The following is a 21,773-nucleotide window of genomic DNA, read 5'->3' as shown; positions in this document are numbered from 1 at the left end:
AAAAACCTTAAATGTATTAAAATTACAATTAGACTCTCTTTTTATAATAATTGTTATTAAAGTTGATATAAGTGATAGTAATCTGTTTATTTTTTTGAAAAATGTGTTATACTTGTAAAGTAATCGTTTGTGAAATTAGTTATATCAAGTAAGAGGTGGGGGTTAATGAAAAAGAATAAAATAGTATTATTTTTATTGACTTGTTTATTATTTTTATTTGTAACTGATTATAGGGTACTAGCTGTGAATAAATTAGTTAATAATCCTAATGTTACATTAGTTAGGCCAGGTTTAGAAAGATCAGTGGAGATTAATGGTAAGTATAATTTCTCAATGCAATTAATAAATGGGAAAGATGAGAATACGAAAACAACATATAGACCAAAAGGAAATACAGTGTTTTCAGGGAGAAATCCACAAATAGAAAATAGACCTTATAACGAAGCTTTTCCTGGAAGTAAGTCTCAAATTTATTATTTTCAGTCTGGAAAATCCGAAGAACAGTCAGTATATGTATCTAACGTAGGGTTTTACCAAGGTCGATCTGTTGATGTGAAATGGGTAATAGATGATTTGTATCTAGATATTCCAGGTAGCGTGTTTCGTTTTTTTGCTGTTGATCCTTCTGAACAACATCTGAGTGGTTCAAAATATTATATTCCTTCAGTGGATACAAAAGCTGAATGGGGAGATATATTTATGTCAATAGGATCTGGGTTAGGTGACAAACATACTAATATACCAAATAAAACAAGACCCAGATATCCTTTTACATCAGGTAAAGATTATATTGACTATCATTATGAATTTTATGATTCGTTAACTAAAGAAAAAATAGAAATTGTTGGTTTATGGAATGTGTCAAATTTAAATAAGCTAAAAACTTTAGAGGTGTATAGTCCACTAAATGATTTGTCTAAGTATTATACTTATTCAAATTATAATGTTTATCCAAATAAATATACGAATAATATTGAGTATAACTATCTTTATAATAATATATTACAGTTTTCTAACTCTGTAGCTACAATGAGCAAATATGAAACATCGTTTACAGGCTTATTCGAACGAACGAATACTTTAAAATTTCGTCTTAGTATGAATAATCAGACTATGGGGTTAGATTATTTAAGGCAAGCTATACCTCGGGTGGCACCAAGTATTCAAACGGTTATAGGTAGAGTAAATAATGCAACTCATGATCAAGAAAATTATAGAGATGTCTATTATGATATTATTTTTGGTGTAGGAAATAACAGTATAGATAAGAGAACTGACAAATTATCCATAGAGACGACAGCTCCAGATGGCTATAACATAGACCCATCACAGATAAAGGTATATAACGTTGCTGAAAACAGTGAAGAAGTGGATAATAAAATTTCATATACGGTTACATTGAATCCTGAAAATAAAGCGAAAGCGACCGTAACTTTTAACGATACTAAAAGCGAAGAATTTAATAACGGACAATATAAAATTTCAGTAGTAGCCACACCAAATGAGTCATTTAACTTATCAAACAATGGTTATCTTATTAAAGAGGATGATAAATTTAATGGATATATGCATTTTGACTTAGCGACAACTGCAGTAATGACGTATACACACTATGCAAGTAATAATATTGATACGAAACAATATTCATATAAAGTCGATGATCGATCAATCGCTAAGACTAACTATGAAGGAACGCCAACAGGTGAAGCAAAACAAAATGTACCATTAGAGTATGGAAAAAGTATTTTAAGTCAATACCCTGATGCTTCTGAATTATTAGAAGAAGGATATCAAACATCTATTGATACCAATAATATAGCGAAAGATACTCCTATCAAGGCAGATTATGTCAATAAGGATAAATTACCAGATACTACAAAATTGATGCCTGGTACAAAACTAAAAGTTCCTATTCGTTTAACATCAAAACTAGGTGTCACAACAGATGTAGATGCGACATTAGTTGTTAAAGAAGCTAAAAGTCAATTAACTGTGAACATTGTAAATGAAGCAGATGAATTGCTTGATAAAGTAGAATTAAATGACTATTTGATTAATCAAGTAGTTGATTTAACAGCTATCAAAGAAGTAACATCCGTATTAGACAAATATACTACTAATGGTGGGTATACTATTATCGAAAGACCAAACGATGAAACTAATTTATTATTAAACAGTTCAAAGATGAGTGTAACTTATAAATTAAAAGGAAATTTATTGATTGAATCAGCTCCTAGATTGTTTGATTATGGTGAAATCAAAACTTCAGTTGATGATGTACATATAAGACAAGCTAAAAATTTAGATGAACAGCCACCTTTAAAAATCGTTGATAATCGTTCAAATAAGTCAACTGGTTGGAATTTAAAATTAAAAATGGTTAAAACTTTTACGAATGATGGAACAGAGTTACCTAATATTATGGAATATCGGTTAAGTGATTCTGATCGTTTTATTGTTACGTCAGATGCAATGACAGCATATCATAGTAAAACAGGTGGGGATTACACCCTAAATGATGATTGGAAAAAGTATGATAGTGGTTTAGGTTTAACTATAGGTCCTGGTCAAGTTAAAAAGTTAGGTCGCTACAGTTGTGAAATTGAATGGGATTTAATGCCAGGTGAAGAACCATGAGGCTAGGAGAAAGGAGCAAAAAAATGAAATATGTTATCAAACACTTATTTGTTACGTTGATTTTTGTTTATGTTATTAGTTTTTGTTCATCATCATCCTTCCTAGCTGCTGAGCCTGATACCGATTCTGAAGTAACGCATGGTAGGATAATTTTTTATGAAGATGTTGAAACGAGTTCTTCAACGTCAAATAAGGATAACCATCCAACACAATCTAATTCTAATCAGTATCCTGTAAGTAATAAAAAAACAACAAAAGGACTCCTACCTCAAACGAGTGATTATTGCTCTTATTTTCCTACAGCTATTGGTTTAATACTAATATTAGGAGTTGTTATTATGTATAGAACCAAATGGAGTGTGAGAGTAGTATGATATATCAACGATTACTGAATCATGGATTCTATTTATTTATTATATTGTTATCTAGTATTTTATTATCAGGTAATACTGTTTTAGCAGTATCACAGACGGTTAATCCAAATGCTAGTACAGAAGTTATCGATAATGGAATTACGCCACCAGTTGATCCTGAAAATCCACCAACGGATGTTGATCCAAATCGACCATCTAAACAACCTAAAGGTAGTCTACGTTTAGATTTTGTTTCTAATTTAGATTTTGGACGCGTTAGAATTGGTAATCATAAGGAAATTAATGCTAAAGCACAATTTTTTAAGCAAGGTACTGATCCTAGAGGAAGTTATGTTCAACTTACAGATGTCCGAAGTGAAAGTACAGGATGGACTTTGATGATGGAGCAAAAAAACCAATTTAAAACTGCTGATGGACAGGAACTTTCTGGGGCTGTATTATCATTTGATCATGCATGGGCAAATGCTAGTCATAAAACAGAAGAAATTATGCCGCAAGTAACTAGAGAAACTTTATCTTTAGTACCCGGTGAATCAGCTATTGTCGCTCAAGCAGAAAAAAATAAAGGGTGGGGCGTCTGGACAGTTGAATTTGGTGCATCACAAAATAATAAAGATGGACAAAAATCAACATTGTATCCTTTGATTGATAGTAATAATCAACCGCTTATCAACCCTGAATGGAATCAACCAGACTTTGGAAATAGAGCTATTTCACTATCCATTCCGGATAAGACAACTATTTTACCAAAGGAATATAATACGGAGATAATTTGGACTATTGCCAAATTGCCTTAATAGATAAATATAAATGGAGGAATATATAATGAAAAACAAAGTTTTAGGAACAATTTTATTATCAACTTTACTATTAAGTAGTGCGGTTAGCGTTAGTGCTGCAACTGCAGATACAGTTAAATCATCTGGTTCAGTGAACGTTGATGAAGGTTCTATCAAACCAACAGATCCAGATAAACCAGGTGAAGGAGGAAATGATAAAGACCCTGAAAAACCAACAGACCCAGTTATTCCGGATGTAGATCCTAAAGATCCAGGAAATGGTGGGTTTACACCAGGTAATCCAGATGGTGGGGCGTTAACTCTTTTAGGTGCATCAAACTTGAAATTTGGAACTATTAATATTAGTTCAAATAATATTCAAAAATATGCAGCGCCAGCGAAAGTATTGGGTGCTACTCAAGATCCAACAACGGGAGCATTAACTCCTAGTGGAACTAATAAAGCAGTTGGTAACTACGTTCAATTTGGTGATATTCGTTCAGAACAAACTGGTTATACTTTAACTGCTCAATTAACTAAACAATTTACGTTATATGATAAAGATGGGCAAACTCCACTAGGTACTTTAGAGAATGCTTCTATAAACTATACTAACGGAATTTTAACTCACGAAGATGGTGCAAATATTACTGGTGGAATTGAGGGCTTAGATTTAACTTCTACTATGGAATTAGTTCAAGATTCAGGTACAGCTCAACAAGTTGTTAACTTACCTTCTGGAAAAGCCCCAGCTAAAGGTATCTTATCTGTTGAATATGGACAAACTAAAGAGTACGATGACAAATACACAGTCAAAGGTACAGCTCAAAAAGAAACAGAAGATAAATCTATTGCGTTAAAAGTTCCTTCTAGAACAGCTACTAATATGAAAAAAGGAAACTATCTAGCAGAGATTACTTGGACTTTAACAGATGGCCAACCTTAATTATTAGACATAAAACTTAATATTGTGCAAAATAGGTTGATATATTTTATCAACCTATTTTGTGTTAATAAAATACATTGATAGAAAGGTTATTTTTATGAAAAAAAATAAAATTAGTAGCATATGGTTATTATTTATTATTATTTTTTGTATTTTTAGTTTTGGTAAAACTATAAGTATCGCAGAAGATAATATAGGAACAGCTGGTTTTTCATTCAGTATTAATTATCCAGATAATCAACTATCAGATAAAGGTTATCTAGACCTATTGATGAAACCTAATCAAAAATCATCTTTTACTCTTAATTTAGTCAATCCTTCTTCTGAAGATGTTAATGTTGATATTAGTATTACAGGTGCGAAAACGAATAAAAATGGTGTGATTGAATACACACCAAATGATATCAAAAACGATGATTCTTTAAAATTTCCATTTGAAAAAATTGTGACTGGTCCTAATCAAGTATTATTGAAACCTGGCGAAACAAAAGATGTCAAATTTGACATAGTGATGCCAGATAGTGATTTTGATGGTCAAATAGTTGGTGGTATTTCTATGATACGAAGTACTAAAGATGATAAAAATGAAAAAGTTGAAGGTACGCAGATTAAAAATAGATATCGTTATGTAGCACCAGTGGTGTTACAGGTTAACAAAAACGAAGTTTTACCTAAATTAGAATTCCGTAATATTTATCCAGAACAGTTAAATGCTAAAAATACTATATTTATTACTTATTCTAATATTAATGCGACTTTCTTCAATGACATGTCTGTAGAAGTTAGCATTTCGAAAAAAGGTAAGGATACTGTTTTATACCAAACAAGAAAAAATAATATGAGGATGGCTCCTAATTCATTAATTAACTTTCCTGTAAGCATGCAAGGAGATAAGATGGAGCCAGGAAATTATACTGCTAATATTACGGTAAGAGGAGATAAAGGTATTATAGAGCATTGGAAAGAAGATTTTAAGATTTCAAAAGATGAAGCAGATAAATATAATGAACGAGATGTTGGTTTATATGAGGAAAGAAAAATTAATTGGAAACTCATTATTATAATTACTTTATCAGTGATTATCTTAGTTATTATTATTTATTTTATTTTAACAAAAATAAATAATAAAAAGAAATCTAGAAATTTATCACATAAAAAAAATAAAAAGAAGAGTAAATAGGAGTATTGAATAATGAATATAATCGAAATATTGTTTATTTGTTTGATTTCTCTTTCTATTGTGTTTCTAGCCTTTTCATTACTTAATACAATAATTTACTTCATCAATAAAAAAAAGATATTATCTCTTAATAAAAAAAAACGTCATAAAAAAAAATATCGAAAACAATTACGTCAATTATCAAAAAATCAAGCTCGTTATTTAAAAAGAGCGTTAGTTCTGTTTTTTATATCTATTGTCGTAATGAGTGGATACTTTTTGATTAAAAATTATGTTGAAAAACACTTATTTTCGGAAGATTTAGAAATAGTAATGTCGGGTTATTTTTTAGTCGATAATTATGAAAAAAGTGTAACTCAAGCAAAAAAATCTGAAGGTAAAAAAGAAGATGTGACTAAAAAGATAACTGATAACTCTAATCGAATGGCTTCTTACATGACTGAAACTCCTAGTGATATGTTATCAGTAGATGGTCAGCGATTATTAAATAAATATTATAAAAGTTTATCAGAAGCCGGAATGAACACAGTTCCTATTATACAACAACTTTATGGAAATGAAGAGTTATCAAATGAATGTATTCAAAATTTAAATATAGTTAAAGAAAATCAAAAAGCTGTTTTTAATTATTTTAATATTGATGAAAGTAGAATACATAAAAAATAAGTGTAAGGGTTGAAGTATATGATAAAAAAGTATATAACACGACTGTCTTATCGGCGTTTATTCCTATCTGTTTTGATCACTGTCATATGTTTACTATGCTTTTCTCAGTTATTTTATAGAGTCTCAATTGTATCGGATAATAGAATGGCTCCTACACTAAAAAAAAAAGATGTGGTATTAGTAAAAAAAAATATGAGATTACAACGTTTTGATATAGTATTATGTCAAATAAATAGTCAGTTGGTGTTTTTACGTATAATAGGATTACCAGAAGAATTTATATCTTATTCTGATGATGTATTATATGTTAATGGCAGTCCACTTGAAGAACCTTTTCTTATTAATAAATCAGTTTATAAACATGATAACAATCAATTATATACTGATTCGTTTACGTTGAGTACTTTTGGAGAGCTTAATAGTATACCTCGAGATGAGTATTTATTATTAGGTGACAATAGACCGTTTAGCAATGATAGTAGGTATTATGGTCTAATTCATCGTGACGAAATTAAAGGGAAATTAATCACTATTATTCATACTAAATAAAGATGAGACGATTTAAATGTTGCGATTTAAATCGTCTTTTATTATATATTACATGTGTTATTAGTTAATAAAGATAGTATAATATTATTATAATTAATTAGGGAGTTGGGCTAAATGGAGTTTTTTACATATAATTATTTTGTTAATCAGTCTAGTAATAGCCATATTTATCAATATTTATTAGTTATATTAATTTTATTGATAGTACTATTGCTTATTTTAAGACGGTCTAAAAATAAAAGTCGATTAAAATATCGTGATTTAATTATTTTATTGTCTTTATTACTAGTTTTTTTAATTGGAATACAAACAAATGATTATCAAAAGGGGAAAGCTGAAAAAGGGAACTATTCTCAAATGTTATTCTTTTTAGATGCTGTTAGTAAAAAGAAATTGGTTGATCCTGAGACAATTAGTGTTAATTATAAGTATTTAAAAGATGAAATGGTATTAAAAATCAATAATAAATATTATCAAGTGAATTTTAATAGTGATTTTACGACATTTAAGTTAGAAGATACAGTATTAGTAAATGATGAATCAATAAAAGTAACAGGGAAGTGATGACATGAAGGAATATTTGGATATAGGAATAAAACTAGCTATTGGGATTATCACGTTAATTTTTCAAATGAATTTATTAGGAAAAGCTAATTTAGCACCAACCTCTCCTCTTGATCAATTACAGAACTTTGTTTTAGGGGGTATTATAGGTGGGATGATCTATAATGCACAAATATCAATCTTACAATATTTTTTAGTGTTGGTGATGTGGACATTTTTGGTAACGTTATTTAAGTACCTTAAGGAAAATGTCGCTCTTGTGAAGAAAATGATAGATGGTTATCCTACAACATTAATTAAAAATGGTAAAGTATTAGTTGATGAGTGTACAAAACATGGTATTTCTGCTACAGATTTAATGTTTAAGTTAAGAACCTCTAATGTTTATGAAACGCGTTCAGTAAAACGTGCAATCCAAGAACAGAATGGTCAGCTGACTATTATTTTATATGGAGAAGAAAATGTTAAATACCCTATAATTACGAATGGATACATTAATCAGGAAGTGTTAGAAATGATTGAACGAGATGAATCTTGGTTATTTAATGAATTAAATAAACAAGAAGCTGAAGTCCAAAATGTTTACTTAGGTGAATGGGTAAATGGTGAGTTAATTCTTAGTTTATATGATTAAAAAAATGAGTTATGCTTTTGCATAACTCATTTTTTTATTTGAATATCTTTTTTAATTGTTCTTTCACAGTAGGATTTTCTAAAAACTCATCATACGTGGTATCAGCACGATCAATTACTCCTTGATCAGAAACAGCAATGATACGATTTGCAGTTGTTTGGATAAATTGATGGTCATGAGAAGCGAATAAAATGGAACCACTAAAGGAAATTAAGCCATCATTTAGTGCTGTGATTGATTCTAAGTCCAAATGATTTGTAGGATCATCTAACACTAGTACGTTTGCTTTAGATAGCATTAATTTAGATAACATACAACGAACTTTTTCTCCCCCAGATAAAACATTAACAGGTTTTAGTACGTCTTCTCCAGAGAATAACATACGTCCTAAGAAACTACGTAGGAATGTATTATCATTTTCTTCTTTTGAAGCATATTGGCGTAACCAATCCACGATGGTCATGTTATTACTAAATTCATCTGTTGTATCCTTAGGTAAGTAAGCTTGAGAAGTTGTTACACCCCAGCGAACTGTTCCTGAATCAGGTTCCATTTCGCCCATAATAATTTTAAAAAGAATCGTTGTGGTAATATCATCTTTTGCGATAAAAGCTACTTTGTCATCTTTTCTTAATGTGAAAGAGACATTATCAAGAATTTTTTTGCCATCAATTGTTTTAGAAATATTTTCAACTTGCAATAAATCATTTCCAATTTCACGTTCGGGATTAAATCCAACGAATGGATAGCGACGAGATGATGGTTGAATATCATCTAATTCGATTTTTTCTAACATTTTTTTACGAGAAGTTGCTTGTTTAGATTTAGAGGCATTGGCACTAAATCTTGCGATAAAGGCTTGTAATTCTTTGACTTTTTCTTCTTTTTTCGCGTTTTGATCAGCTTGAAGTCTCGCTGCTAATTGACTAGACTCTAACCAAAAATCGTAGTTCCCAACATACAGTTTGATTTTTCCAAAATCTAAGTCAGCCATGTGTGTACATACTTTATTTAGAAAGTGGCGGTCATGGGAAACGGTAATAACAGTATTATCAAAGTTAATTAAGAATTCTTCTAACCATGCGATAGACTCTCTATCAAGACCATTTGTTGGCTCATCTAGTAGTAATACATCAGGTTGGCCAAATAGTGCTTGAGCAAGCAATACCTTTACTTTTTGTCCGGCTGTTAGTTCGCTCATTTTTAGACTATGTAAGTCTTCTGTGATATTTAAACCTTGTAGTAAACTTGCCGCTTCTGGTTCAGCTTCCCAACCATTTAATTCGGCAAATTCTCCTTCAAGTTCTGCAGCTTTAATCCCATCTTCATCAGAAAAATCTTCTTTCATATAGATGGCATTCTTTTCTTGCATGACTTCATATAGACGTTTATGTCCCATAATAACAGTGTCTATAACCGTTTCATCTTCATAATCGAAATGATTTTGTTTAAGAGTAGCTAGACGTTCATCTGGTCCTAGTGCAACATAACCAGTTGATGGCTCAATTTCATTTGAAAGTATCTTTAAGAAAGTTGACTTTCCAGCACCGTTTGCACCAATTAATCCATAACAATTTCCTGGTGTGAATTTTATATTTACATCGTCGAATAGTTTTCTATCCGGGAATTGTAAACTTACATCTGAAACAGTAATCAAAATAAATCCCTCACTTTTTCTTTATTAGTGTTGTTGTAATGTCTATCGTATCTCCCCGATTATATCGGGTTTAAACACTTGGTGCAACCATATGAATAAAAAGAACCTTAATCTGTTGCTAGATTAAGGTTTAAAACGTTCGTTGTAAAATCGATTTCGTGATTTCATAGATGGTTTCTTTAGTCTGTTGTTGATTATTTGGTAATGATTGGATAGTGTCTAGTGCCCTATTAGTATAGTGAGAAGCTAAGTCATAGGCCTTCTCAACACCATGACATTCAATGACTAACTCATGGATTCGTTTTGCATCCTCTTGCGTCATGTTTTCTTTTTTACTTAATATTGGTTCAAAAAGAAGCGGGTGTTCAGTAATGCTACATATCAGAGGTAAGCTGTAAACACCTTGACGAACATCTTCTAAAACAGGCTTACCAAGAGTCTCTTCATTTTGTGAATAATCTAAAATATCATCTACAATTTGAAAGGCTAAACCGATGTCTTTACCAATTTCGCGGCATTTATTTGCCAGTTTTTTTCCACCACCATTTTCATAACAACCAACAAAACAACTTAAGGCAAATAGTTCAGCTGTTTTACCTGTAATATTGGCTAAATAATCATCAATTGTAACGTTCATATTATATCGTTCACTCATTTGTCCTAATTCACCAAGTAGGACTTTTTCCATACTAGTTGTATTGAGTTCAATACTTTTTAGAGAACTTTGATATTGAATTAATAATTTAAAACAAATAATAAAAAGGTAATCCCCAGAATAAACCGCAACGTCTGTGCTAAAGGTTGAATTTAGGGTTGCTGTGCCACGTCTTGTATCAGCTACATCAACAATATCATCATGAATAAGAGTGGCTGTATGTAAGGTTTCTATTGCAGCAGCTAGAGCGATGGTTTTCTTTTTGTCTATTTTTGTACCAAATTCAGCAAATAATAGTAGATACGCAGGACGTAATAATTTGCCGCCAGAATGAAAAATAGCTAATATAGCCTCTTCGACTTCTTTATTAGGTAGTGAGATAGAATCTGAAATGAGATTAAGTGTTTTTTGTAAATCTTTTTTTAAGGACGGATATGACGTCCACATAGCATGAGGTTCCATCAATAGTCTCCTTATTTTAGAGTGTGTTTATCATAAGCTAATTGAAATTCTTGAAGTGTTTTAACATGTTGCATTAAATAATTTGCAGCAATCCCAATGGCAATTCCAGCTAAAATCCCAATCCATGATAGAATGGGGAGGTATAACATGACCGTCCACGATTTAGCAATCCAACTTGCCACAATTAATTGTCCTACATTATGTAAAAATCCGCCAAATGCACTAATCCCAATAGTGCTAATACGTTTTGGTCCTAGTTGTTTTAGGAAGATCATCCCAAAATAACTTAGAAAAGCACCGACAGCACTATACATTAAGGTAGAAACAGTTCCTCCAAGTAGTGTGGTTAGAAATAGTCTTAAAACCACTAATGTGAAACTATCTTTCATAGGCATAGTAAAAATTGCGATGATGGTGATTAAATTAGCTAAACCTAATTTTGCTCCAGGAGCGAAGGCAAAAGGGAAGGGAATCATATTTTCAAGTAATCCTATGATAACACCTTGAGCAACAAGTAACGCAATATAGATAATTTTTTTATTTTTGGACATGATTATTCTCCTATCATAGTGAGAATACTATCAATTTATTCATTGTGCAATACTTTGAATAAAAAGAAAGTTCTAGAAAATAATTTCTAGAACTTTCTTATGACGTATTTTAGGTTTATGATTTTTCTCCGTATCGAGATTTCACATCTCCATACCACCAATTACCTAATTTACGTTGGATCCATGGTATAACCCATTTGTCTAATCCAAAGGCACGACCTGAACCATTCATTAAGGCGAATGCTACGAATAAGAACCAAATGTTTACCCAGTAGAACATTCCTGATAAACAGAACATTACAACTAAAACAATAGTGGTTGCATTTGCTAACCAAGTAAATAATCCCACGATAATCGCAAGAGCTAGAGCCACTTCAAATAATGTCATAAATTTTTGCATAAACAATGCGACTTCAGTATTTGGCATCATGAATTTCATGATTGAACCAAACCAATCAGGCATTGATTTAAAGACTAGCATAGGTTCTTCACCAAATGCATAACTTAGACCAAAAGTTGGATCAGGTGTTGCAGTAGCGGCTGTTTCGGCGGCTTGAGATGCCCCAGATGTTGCATCAGAAGTAGGTTGTAACCATTCAAATGGAAACGCTACTGTATTGGTAAACCATGATCCATCGCCAAACCATGTGCTAGGTTGTAATACTTTACCATTCCCAACTACTTTTTTCATAGCTTCAACTAGCCAAACACAACCATAGAAAATACGCAAAGGAACTGACCATAAGACGTTACTGTTACGTGAAGTATGACCTCTGAAGATGTTACGTTCATTTTTAATTCGGAAAAATTCATGCATGATGTATTGGAACATATAGTATCCTGAGCGAATATCGAAGAAGTAACGTAAATTGATGATGTGTTTCATTAACATCGCAAAGAATCCACTTAAATGATATTTATCAAAGACACAAGCAACAGCATACTTAGAACCAATGGATACCATGAAGCCATCATATTTTCCTTTATAAGCTTCTTTTTCAGTGCCGTTGATAGTAGCTAAAATATTTTTTGCTGCACACAAACCTGTTTGTTCAGCAGCTTGAACGATTTGTGGTGTTGGACGGTTTTCTTTGTCAGATTCTTCAAAGTAAACTAAATCTCCAACCACATAAATTCCTTTGTCTTCAAATCCTTTTGCTTGCATGTATTCGTTTGAAACCAAACGATTAGCACGAGCAGCAGGTATATCAAATTTTTCAGCGTCACTGTTTGCCTTGACACCAGCAGTCCAAATTAATGTGTGTGTTGGAATTTTTTCACCGGATTTTAATACGATATGATCCTCATTGACTTCAACGATTGGCATATCTTTTAAGATGCTAACACCTTTTTTTGTTAGATATTTTTCAGCTTTAGCCGCATCATTACGATCTAGCATGTTTAAAATCGTTGGTGCTGCTTCGACAACCATTAAGTTAATGTCTTCTGGTTTAATTTTGTTGTTTTTAGCTAATCTATCTTTCCAGTCGATTAATTCACCGACCATCTCGATACCAGTAAATCCAGAACCACAAACAACAAAATTCAACATGGCGTTACGTTTTGCTTCATCAGGTTCAACTGCTGCTAAAGCAACGGTACGCTCGATGTGTTCTCTTATTTTAATGGCATCATCCATTGACCATAATGTAAACCCGTGTTCTTTCACACCAGGTGTACCAAAGTCATTAGGTTCTCCTCCCATACCTAAGACTAGGTAGTCAAAAGAATAAGAACCTTGCTGTGTTTTCACCACTTTTTTCTCTTTATCAATCGTTGTGACAGTATCAGTTACAATGCTTACATTTTTACGTTTACAAAATAAGCGTTGTAAATCATATTGAATTGCTTCAGGTTCAACACGTCCCCCAGCAACCTCATGTAATTCTGTCATCATTGTTTGATAGGAATGACGATCAATCAATGTGATATGAGCATCAGGATTTTTTTTCAATTTTTTTGATAACATCTTTGTGGCAGCTATCCCAGAATAACCTGCTCCAACAATAACTATTTCAGTTTTTGTCATAAAATACTCTCCTTTATTTATGTAACATAGTTTGTGAATTGTGCAGAATATAAATAAATAATGACAACGTGAAAAGATTTACACAATTACTTACAATTATACAGTTTTTCAAAATAAAAGTCTAACAAATCTTTGATTTTATTGAAAACAAAAGGAATTAAGAGTAGGATTAGAAAAATGTGAAAAATTGAATAAAGTTATTGAAAGGCGTTGCAATTTTAGTTACTATGTTATAAAATAACAAGTGATTAGAAGTTCACAAAGAATATTAAAAAGGTGGGTTATTCATATGAAAATTAAAAAATTAGTGTCAGGTGTCACAATGTTGGCGTTAACAACAGTCCTATTAGCTGCTTGTGGTGGAGATAAAAAAGATGATACAGCAGCTTCATCAAGTACTGAAGCATCAAGTTCAGTTGTCGCAAAAGATTCATCAACAACAGAAGAATCATCTATGACAATTGGAGAATTAAAAGATGGTGAATACAAATTAGAAGAAAAAAATTATAACAATGGTTACCGTGTTGTATTTACTATCGTTGTAAAAGATGGAAAAATTACTGAATCTAACTACGACAACGTAAATAAAGATGGTAAATCTAAAGTAGAAGATGCTGAATACAACAAAAAAATGGAAGAAGTAGCTAAAACTTCACCAGAAAAATACATTCCTGAGTTAAACAAAGAGTTGTTAGATAAACAAAATCCTTCAGATATTGATACAATTACAGGAGCAACTCACTCAACAGATAGCTTTAAAGAATATGCAAAACAATTAATTGAAGCAGCTGAAAAAGGTGACACTAAAACAATTGAAATTGACAACCAAGTAGAAAACTAAAGTTAACTTTTGTTAAAATAATGGGTGGCAAGCTATTAAGTTTGCCACTATTTTTATTTTTAATATTCTTATTAGCGAGGGAAGCATAGATGAAAAAAAAATTAACCACTAGTATTGTATTATTAGCATTAACCAGTTTGTTAGTGGCAGGCTGTTCAGATAAAAAAACAGAAAAGAATACCGAAATAAAACAAGAAAAACTTATTAAAGAGCCTTATTCTGAGCGACAATTTTTAATGGGAACTTATGTCCAAGTGAAAATATATAATGAAGGAAAAAAAGATGTTTTAAAGAAAGCTTTTGACCGCATTGGTGTGTTGGATAGAGAAATAACAGTAAATGAAAAAGGTTCAGAGGTGGATGAAATTAATGAACAAGCAGGTATTAAGCCTGTTAAAGTAAGTTCTGATGTATATGACTTAATTAAAGCAGCTGTTGGTTATACAGAAGATTCTAATGGGGGCTTTGATTTAGCTATAGGTCCTATTACTCAACTGTGGCACATTGGATTTGATGACGCAAGAAAACCAGAACAAAGTGAAATTGATCAAGAGCTAAAAAAAGTGGACTATAAAAAAGTCATTTTAAATGATAAAGACCAAACTGTTTATTTAGAAGAAAAAGGAATGAGTTTGGATTTAGGAGCAATAGCTAAAGGCTATATCACAGATGAAGTAGTGGATGTTTTAAAAGAAAATGGTGTGACAAGCGCTATCGTTGATTTAGGTGGAAATGTTTATGTTTTAGGAAATAATCCTAAGAGTGAATCAGGAGATTGGAAAGTGGGTATTCAAGATCCTAATGAAGCAAGAAACACAGTGGTTGGGACTGTCGAAGAAAAAAACAAATCACTTGTAACGTCAGGTATCTATGAACGCTATTTAAAAGTTGGTGATGATGTGTATCATCATTTATTCAATTCAAAAACGGGCTATCCATTTGATAATGACATTGCTGGTGTGACAATTGTGTCTGACACCTCTATCGCAGGAGATGCTTTATCAACGGCTGTTTTTTCTAAAGGAGTCAAAGAAGGGATGGCATATGTTGACAGTTTAGATGGAGTGGATGCGATTTTTATAACTAAAGAAGATGATATATATATTAGTAAAGGACTGCAAAATAATTTCAAACTAAATGAAGATTCTCCGTATAAAATCAAAGACATTAAGGACTTGAAGTAGATTTGAAAGGAGGAGTTTATATATGCAAGTATTTTTTGAGTTGGTAGAAATTCGGACGAAATTGGCAAGTGTTTTTCCTTATTTTATTGGGTTGTTATTTTCTTTATATTATTTTGGTCAAGTGAATTGGTTTAATATGTGTTTGTTTTTTATCGGAATGTTTGTATTTGATATGGCAACCACTGCCATCAATAATTTAATGGATTATTTAAAAGCAAAAGATGATAGTTATCAACAATCAACTAATATTATTGGAAAAGCTGGGTTGGAAGTATTGAAAGTTCGAAATATGATTATTGCGATGATTACTTTTTCAAGCATCATTGGGTTGTGGCTTGTATTTCGGACTAGTTTGTTACTATTGCCTATGGGAGGTTTATGTTTTTTAATCGGTATTTTTTATACATTTGGACCAGTACCGCTATCAAGAATGCCATTGGGAGAGTTATTTAGTGGTGTCACAATGGGGTTTGGGATATTTTTTATCACATTGTATTTAAACATCTATGATACAGGATTTTTATCACTCAATTTTTTAAATGGACAATTTTTATTATCAGGTGATATCAAAGAGTTAATCGTTAGTGTCTGGGCTTCGGTCCCTATGATGTTTACTATAGCCAATATTATGCTAGCCAATAATTTATGTGATTTAGATCAAGATATTTTAAATCATCGCTACACATTGCCCTTTTATATAGGTAGAAAACAAGGTGTGTATCTGTTTGATTTGCTGATGTATAGTTGTTATATTGTGATTATACTAGGTATTTTAGTTGGAATTTACCATTGGAGCATGCTAGTTGTGTTATTAACCTTTCCTATAGTTAAAAAGAATGTGTCATTATTCAACCAAAAACAAGAAAAAGCAACCACTTTTTCTGTGGCAATAAAAAATTTAGTGCTGTTTAATGGATCGCAGATTATTGGTTTACTGTTGGGGTTATTATTAAGAAAATAGATTAAAAGCATTTTATAGTGGTTTTACATGGAAGTAAAATATGAAGTAAATGATTTAATACATATAGAAAAATTTCATTAGAAGACTATTATGTCATTGAAGAAAAAATAGATGCAGCGAACTCTATTGAAGAATTAAAAAATTTAGTAGAAACAATATAATCAAAAATAGACGAAAAACAAGCGATGTAACTTCGTTTGTTTTTTTTGTCTTTAAAAATAAAAAAATAGTTATAAATTGAATATAAAAATATAATAAACTAAAAAAGAACTAAATATAATCAAATAATTAAATTAAAATAAACAAAATTTATAAAACGTGTTTTTTTGATAAAAAAATGTAAAAAAAGAACTATTTTATGTATAAATATTGAATTAATGTTGTTTAATGTTATAATATTTGTGTAGTTTATATAATAATTTAACACTAAGGAGAGATTTATAAAATGAAAAAAGTTAAGTTAACAACAGTAACATTAGCAATGTTAGCTGGAGCAGTTGTTGCCCCAATGGTATCTCATGCGGAAGACAATCAAGATGGTGTCCAAAATTCTACGGAAGAAGTTAAACAAGATGACTTGACATCAAAAAAACAAGATGCTAAATATGCTATTAATGCATTCGTACTTGATAAAAAATTATCATTAACAGATTATTATACATATGAAAAAGAAATTGATGCAGCAACTTCTTCAGAAGACATTCAAGCAGTAGTAAATAAAGTAACTGCTTTAGTAAATAAAGGAACTAATTCATCAAATGAAGGAACTAATTCATCAAATGAAGGAACTAATTCATCAAATGAAGGAACTAATTCATCAAATGAAGGAACTAATTCATCAAATGAAGATTTAGAACAAGCTAAAAAAGATGCAAAACAAGATGTTGCTAATTTATTTTATGCAGGACAAATGTCAGAAGACGATTACTTTCCATATGCTAAACGCATTGATGCAGCACAAACCTCAGAAGCAGCACATGCAATAGCTGAGGAAGCCAAAAATACTGTAGCAGCAAATTTAGCAGCTTTGAAAGAAACAACTAAAGCTAATATTGCTCAATTATATCATTCAGGCTTGATGTCAGTAGATAAATATTACGAATTTGCTGATCAAGTTGATGCTGCAAATACAGCTACAGATATTAAAGCAGTTGAAGATGCAGCGAATGTTTTTGCAAATTCTGATTTAAACAAAGCACAAGTAACAGCAAAACAAGAGCTTGCAGACTTAGTACGTGCTGGAAAATTAACAGAAGATAACTACTATGTATTTTCACCAAAAGTTGATGCAGCGACAACAGTAGCAGATGTTGATGCTATCGTAGCAGAAGTAAAAGCATTTGTTAATTTGAATGAAGAAAAAGAAGCAGCAAAACATACAGTGAACGAATTCGTTCATACAGGTAGTTTAACATTGGAAGATTATTATGCATTTGAAGCACAAATTGATGCAGCAACTTCTTCGGAAGAAATCCAATCAGTTATATCATCTGTAAACCAAGCATCAGAGTTAGGTCAAGCTAAAAAAGATGCAAAACAAGAAGTAGCTAATTTGGTGTATGCTGGTCAATTAAAAGAAGAAGATTACTATCCATTTGCAGAAGAAATTGATGCAGCGACAACAGCTGATGAAGCAAAAGCAGTAGTAGCAAAAGCACAAGCATTAGCAGAATTAAATGATACAAAATTAGAAGCAAAATATACAATCAATGATTTAGTACATGCAGGCAAACTAACATTAGAAGACTATTATGCATTTGAAGAAAAAATCGATGCTTCAAAAAGTTTAGAAGAAGTACAATCTGTGGTAGATGCAGCTAACAATTTAGTTGCTTTAAATGATGCAAAATATACAATCAATGATTTAGTACATGCAGGCAAACTAACATTAGAAGACTACTATGCATTTGAAGAAAAAATCGATGCTTCAAAAAGTTTAGAAGAAGTACAATCTGTGGTAGATGCAGCTAACAATTTAGTTGCTTTAAATGATGCAAAATTAGAAGCAAAATATACAATCAATGATTTAGTACATGCAGGCAAACTAACATTAGAAGACTACTATGCATTTGAAGAAAAAATCGATGCTTCAAATAATTTAGAAGAAGTACAATCTGTGGTAGATGCAGCTAACAATTTAGTTGCTTTAAATGATGCAAAATTAGAAGCAAAATATACAATCAATGATTTAGTACATGCAGGCAAACTAACATTAGAAGACTACTATGCATTTGAAGAAAAAATCGATGCTTCAAAAAGTTTAGAAGAAGTACAATCTGTGGTAGATGCAGCTAACAATTTAGTTGCTTTAAATGATGCTAAATTAGAAGCAAAATATACAATCAATGATTTAGTACATGCAGGCAAACTAACATTAGATGATTATTATTATTTTGCAAATAAAATTGATGCAGAAACAGAATTAGATAATATTAATAATTTTGTAGCTACAGCAAAAGATTTATCAGAAGCAAGAGTAGCAGCAGATGATGAGTTATTAGATTTTTTATCAAAAGGCAAAATTACAAAAGATCAATATAAAGATTTTACTAATCAACATTTAGCAGTTAAAACTGCTCCTGAAGTAGAAGAAGTTATGAATAAAGTTCGTGCTTTAGTGAAGTCAGGTGAAGAAGACAACAACAAACCAGGTGAAGAAGACAACAACAAACCAGGTGAAGAAGACAACAACAAACCAGGTGAAGAAGACAACAACAAACCAGGTGAAGAAGACAACAACAAACCAGGTAAAGAAGACAACAACAAACCAGGTAAAGAAGACAACAACAAACCAGGTAAAGAAGACAACACCAAACCAGGTAAAGAAGACAACACCAAACCAGGTAAAGAAGACAACAAAGAAAATACAGTAAAACCAGTAGCGGCTTCTAATAAGGTAGTAACAACCAAAACAGAGACTGTTAACGCTAATAATGACACAAAAGTTTTACCTCAAACTGGTGATTCTGTAGAAAAAGGTCTAGTTTTAGGTGGCTTAACAGCAATGTTATCATCAGCAATGATGTTCTTTAGAAAAAAATAAGATTTTAGGTGGATTTATCTATGGAAGCTCAAAGAAACAAGCAACCAAAGAAACCAAAGAAACTTGTTAATAAGGTAGTTGTAATTATTATTATTGTCGTTGTTTTAGTTTTAGGTGTTTGGTATTTTTCTAGGCCTCAATCAAATGCAAAAGTATCTAATAAGGAAACTCAAGTATCATCGACAGTAAGTAATAATACAAAACAATTGCAGGTTGCTTTAGATGCTATGAAAACACTATTTGTTAATGGAGATCATACAAAATACAGAACAGATATTACTGATAAAGAATTTTCTCACGTAAGTGATAAAATTAAAAAATTAGATAATAGTGATGTTAAGACTGACTTGGAAAATAAATTAGAAGAGATTAAAAAATCTCAAAATCAAGAAATGTCTAGTACTAATTCGAATTAATAAATAAGTGAATAATAAAAAGTAGGTGATAATTGCCTACTCAGAGTGAAGACAAACCAACTACTCATTCAGAGTAATTGGTTTGTCTTTTTTATATTCTATGATTAATTTAGGTAAATAATTAAAAATAGACAAAAAAATAGAGCCCTCTAGGTCTCTTGATTTAAGCATTTTTGCTAATTTTTTTATACTAAGACATGCAAAAGTAAGCCCAATTTTCATGTGCATTTTTTCTTTGCCTATTAAGTTGGTATAACGTAATCCATGAAATTCTTTGGCGGTTCCAAATAATCTCTCAATCGTCTGTTTACGATTATTATAGATAGATGTCATTCCAAGGGAGTGACGTATGTTCTCACACCGGACCATATCATCTTCCCATAAATGACGTTGGACTTGTTTTCTCTTATCCTTTGATTGCGTACATTTATTTATTAAAGAACACGTCATACAATCATAAGAGTTACTTTTATACTCTCGATAACCATCTCGATTAGTTGTAGTATAAGCTAATGTTTTCATATTGGGGCAAATATATTGATTATAGTATTCGTCATAAACATAATCATATTTTTTGAAAAAACCTTTCTTAGTCATTGGTCTTTTATATGGAAAGACAGGTGTTAAGTTATCTTGAAATAATAAATGGACAATACCTGGTGTTTTGTAACCTGCATCCATCACTAATTTATCCAAAGTAAAATGACTTTTTAATTTATTGTAAATAGAGATAAAAGTACGACTGTCATGTTGATTGCCTGGATGTATTGTATATCCAACACACCCGTTTTTATCACATGCCACTTGTGTGGCATAGGCAAAGACCTGTTTATGCTCTCCTTTATGAAACCAACCACTGTCAGCATCGATTTTACTAATCTTTTTAACCTTTCTATTTTCTTCGCTCTCTTCTTTTCTTTTTAAGGGCTTTTTTAATTGTTTTTCTCTATCTATTTCAATTTCTTTTTGAAGTGATTTGACATAAAATAATGTGTCTTCAGTTATTTCTTTACTTTCATACTTTTTATTATTTGCATGTGCTTTGATATGAGTTCTATCAATAAATATCTCAGACGTATCAACTAAATGAGCTTCTATACACTGCGCTAAAATACCATAAAAAATTTGTTCGAAGATATCTGTTCCTTTAAATCTTCTTGAGTAATTTTTACCAAAAGTTGAAAAGTGAGGGATTGAGTCTTGGATATCTAGACCTAAAAACCATCTGTAAGCCATATTAACTTCGACTTCTTTAATCGTTTGTCTCATACTCTTAATTCCGTATAAGTATTGAATCAAAGGGAGTTTGATTAACATAACTGGGTCTAAACTAGGGCGTCCATTAGACTGATCATATTTATCCTCAACAAGCTGATAAATAAAACTAAAATCGATGTATTTATCTATATCTCTTAAAAGATGTTCCTGTGGAACTAAGTCTTCTAATGAATAAAAACCTATTTGATTACGTTTACTCATGTCTTACTTTTTCAACATTAATAGTCACTCCTTTTCTCTACTTTACCAAAAAAAGACAAAGTATCGAAATTTATCAATACTTTGTCTTTTTTATATATTTTTTATTATTTTCACTATTTATTTATGGTTTACTTTGATATGATAAGAGTGTCGATAAATTGAGGTG

General features: G+C 31.2%; 18 protein-coding genes and 1 pseudogene. 14 read left to right on the top strand and 5 right to left on the bottom strand.

What is annotated here, in order from left to right; translation table 11 throughout:
* The first annotated feature begins 165 nt into the window (after positions 1–165).
* The 9 genes from G314FT_RS02440 to G314FT_RS02400 all read left to right on the top strand — a co-directional run bounded on the left by G314FT_RS02440 (position 166) and on the right by G314FT_RS02400 (position 8,329).
* Entirely contained in the window at positions 166–2,637 is a 2,472-nt protein-coding gene (locus G314FT_RS02440) for a hypothetical protein (RefSeq protein WP_257701933.1), read from the top strand.
* A 23-nt stretch (positions 2,638–2,660) separates the two neighbouring features.
* Entirely contained in the window at positions 2,661–3,011 is a 351-nt protein-coding gene (locus tag G314FT_RS02435) for an EF2685/EF0750 family sortase-dependent surface protein (RefSeq protein ID WP_257701932.1), read from the top strand.
* Complete coding sequence (locus G314FT_RS02430) at positions 3,008–3,808, top strand: WxL domain-containing protein (protein ID WP_257701931.1); 801 nt, start codon at positions 3,008–3,010, stop codon at positions 3,806–3,808. Before G314FT_RS02435 ends, G314FT_RS02430 begins: the two co-directional genes overlap by 4 nt.
* Before the next feature lie 28 nt (positions 3,809–3,836).
* Complete coding sequence (locus tag G314FT_RS02425) at positions 3,837–4,736, top strand: WxL domain-containing protein (RefSeq protein ID WP_257701930.1); 900 nt, start codon at positions 3,837–3,839, stop codon at positions 4,734–4,736.
* A gap of 97 nt (positions 4,737–4,833) precedes the next feature.
* Positions 4,834–5,916, top strand: coding sequence for a WxLIP family cell surface protein (locus G314FT_RS02420; protein WP_257701929.1), 1,083 nt, complete (start codon positions 4,834–4,836; stop codon positions 5,914–5,916).
* A gap of 12 nt (positions 5,917–5,928) precedes the next feature.
* Positions 5,929–6,582 carry a hypothetical protein gene (locus tag G314FT_RS02415; protein WP_257701928.1) on the top strand — a complete coding sequence of 218 codons (654 nt, stop codon included), beginning with the start codon at positions 5,929–5,931 and terminating at the stop codon, positions 6,580–6,582.
* Between the two features lie 18 nt (positions 6,583–6,600).
* A complete protein-coding gene (gene lepB, locus G314FT_RS02410) occupies positions 6,601–7,131 on the top strand; it encodes a signal peptidase I (protein WP_257701927.1) in 531 nt (176 codons plus the stop codon).
* 114 nt (positions 7,132–7,245) lie between these two features.
* Entirely contained in the window at positions 7,246–7,695 is a 450-nt protein-coding gene (locus G314FT_RS02405) for a DUF3290 family protein (protein ID WP_241699635.1), read from the top strand.
* A gap of 4 nt (positions 7,696–7,699) precedes the next feature.
* A complete protein-coding gene (locus G314FT_RS02400) occupies positions 7,700–8,329 on the top strand; it encodes a DUF421 domain-containing protein (protein ID WP_117973773.1) in 630 nt (209 codons plus the stop codon).
* 34 nt (positions 8,330–8,363) lie between these two features.
* Here the strand turns inward: G314FT_RS02400 and G314FT_RS02395 are convergent, their stop codons facing one another.
* The 4 genes from G314FT_RS02395 to G314FT_RS02380 all read right to left on the bottom strand — a co-directional run bounded on the left by G314FT_RS02395 (position 8,364) and on the right by G314FT_RS02380 (position 13,683).
* Positions 8,364–9,986, bottom strand: coding sequence for an ABC-F family ATP-binding cassette domain-containing protein (locus G314FT_RS02395; RefSeq protein ID WP_257701926.1), 1,623 nt, complete (start codon positions 9,984–9,986; stop codon positions 8,364–8,366).
* 130 nt (positions 9,987–10,116) lie between these two features.
* Positions 10,117–11,103, bottom strand: a complete 987-nt coding sequence (locus G314FT_RS02390) for a polyprenyl synthetase family protein (protein WP_257701925.1) — start codon at positions 11,101–11,103, stop codon at positions 10,117–10,119.
* An 11-nt stretch (positions 11,104–11,114) separates the two neighbouring features.
* Positions 11,115–11,654: a Gx transporter family protein gene (locus G314FT_RS02385; protein ID WP_257701924.1), complete on the bottom strand. Its 540-nt coding sequence runs from the start codon at positions 11,652–11,654 to the stop codon at positions 11,115–11,117.
* A 115-nt stretch (positions 11,655–11,769) separates the two neighbouring features.
* On the bottom strand, positions 11,770–13,683 hold the full coding sequence (locus G314FT_RS02380; RefSeq protein WP_257701923.1) for an NAD(P)/FAD-dependent oxidoreductase: 1,914 nt from the start codon (positions 13,681–13,683) through the stop codon (positions 11,770–11,772).
* 289 nt (positions 13,684–13,972) lie between these two features.
* On the opposite strand from G314FT_RS02380, the pseudogene G314FT_RS02375 reads away from it, so the two are divergent.
* From G314FT_RS02375 to G314FT_RS02350, 5 genes and pseudogenes are all read left to right on the top strand, one after another.
* Positions 13,973–14,509: pseudogene (locus G314FT_RS02375) on the top strand (FMN-binding protein); the annotation flags it as partial.
* 104 nt (positions 14,510–14,613) lie between these two features.
* The gene (locus G314FT_RS02370; RefSeq protein WP_257701921.1) at positions 14,614–15,708 is read left to right on the top strand and encodes an FAD:protein FMN transferase; all 1,095 of its coding nucleotides are present in this window, start codon (positions 14,614–14,616) and stop codon (positions 15,706–15,708) included.
* Positions 15,709–15,730: 22 nt separating this feature from the next.
* The gene (gene menA, locus G314FT_RS02365) at positions 15,731–16,669 is read left to right on the top strand and encodes a 1,4-dihydroxy-2-naphthoate polyprenyltransferase (RefSeq protein WP_257701920.1); all 939 of its coding nucleotides are present in this window, start codon (positions 15,731–15,733) and stop codon (positions 16,667–16,669) included.
* A gap of 445 nt (positions 16,670–17,114) precedes the next feature.
* A complete protein-coding gene (locus G314FT_RS10485; RefSeq protein ID WP_279348161.1) occupies positions 17,115–19,712 on the top strand; it encodes an LPXTG cell wall anchor domain-containing protein in 2,598 nt (865 codons plus the stop codon).
* A gap of 20 nt (positions 19,713–19,732) precedes the next feature.
* Positions 19,733–20,128: a hypothetical protein gene (locus G314FT_RS02350; RefSeq protein ID WP_257701919.1), complete on the top strand. Its 396-nt coding sequence runs from the start codon at positions 19,733–19,735 to the stop codon at positions 20,126–20,128.
* Positions 20,129–20,188: 60 nt separating this feature from the next.
* Here G314FT_RS02350 and G314FT_RS02345 read toward each other — a convergent pair whose 3' ends face one another.
* Positions 20,189–21,607, bottom strand: coding sequence for an IS1182 family transposase (locus G314FT_RS02345; protein ID WP_423837522.1), 1,419 nt, complete (start codon positions 21,605–21,607; stop codon positions 20,189–20,191).
* Between the last annotated feature and the right edge of the window lie 166 nt (positions 21,608–21,773).

The sequence above is a fragment of the Vagococcus luciliae genome (assembly GCF_024637875.1).
Classification (GTDB): Bacteria; Bacillota; Bacilli; order Lactobacillales; family Vagococcaceae; genus Vagococcus; species Vagococcus luciliae.
This window is presented reverse-complemented; position numbering and strand designations above follow the sequence as displayed.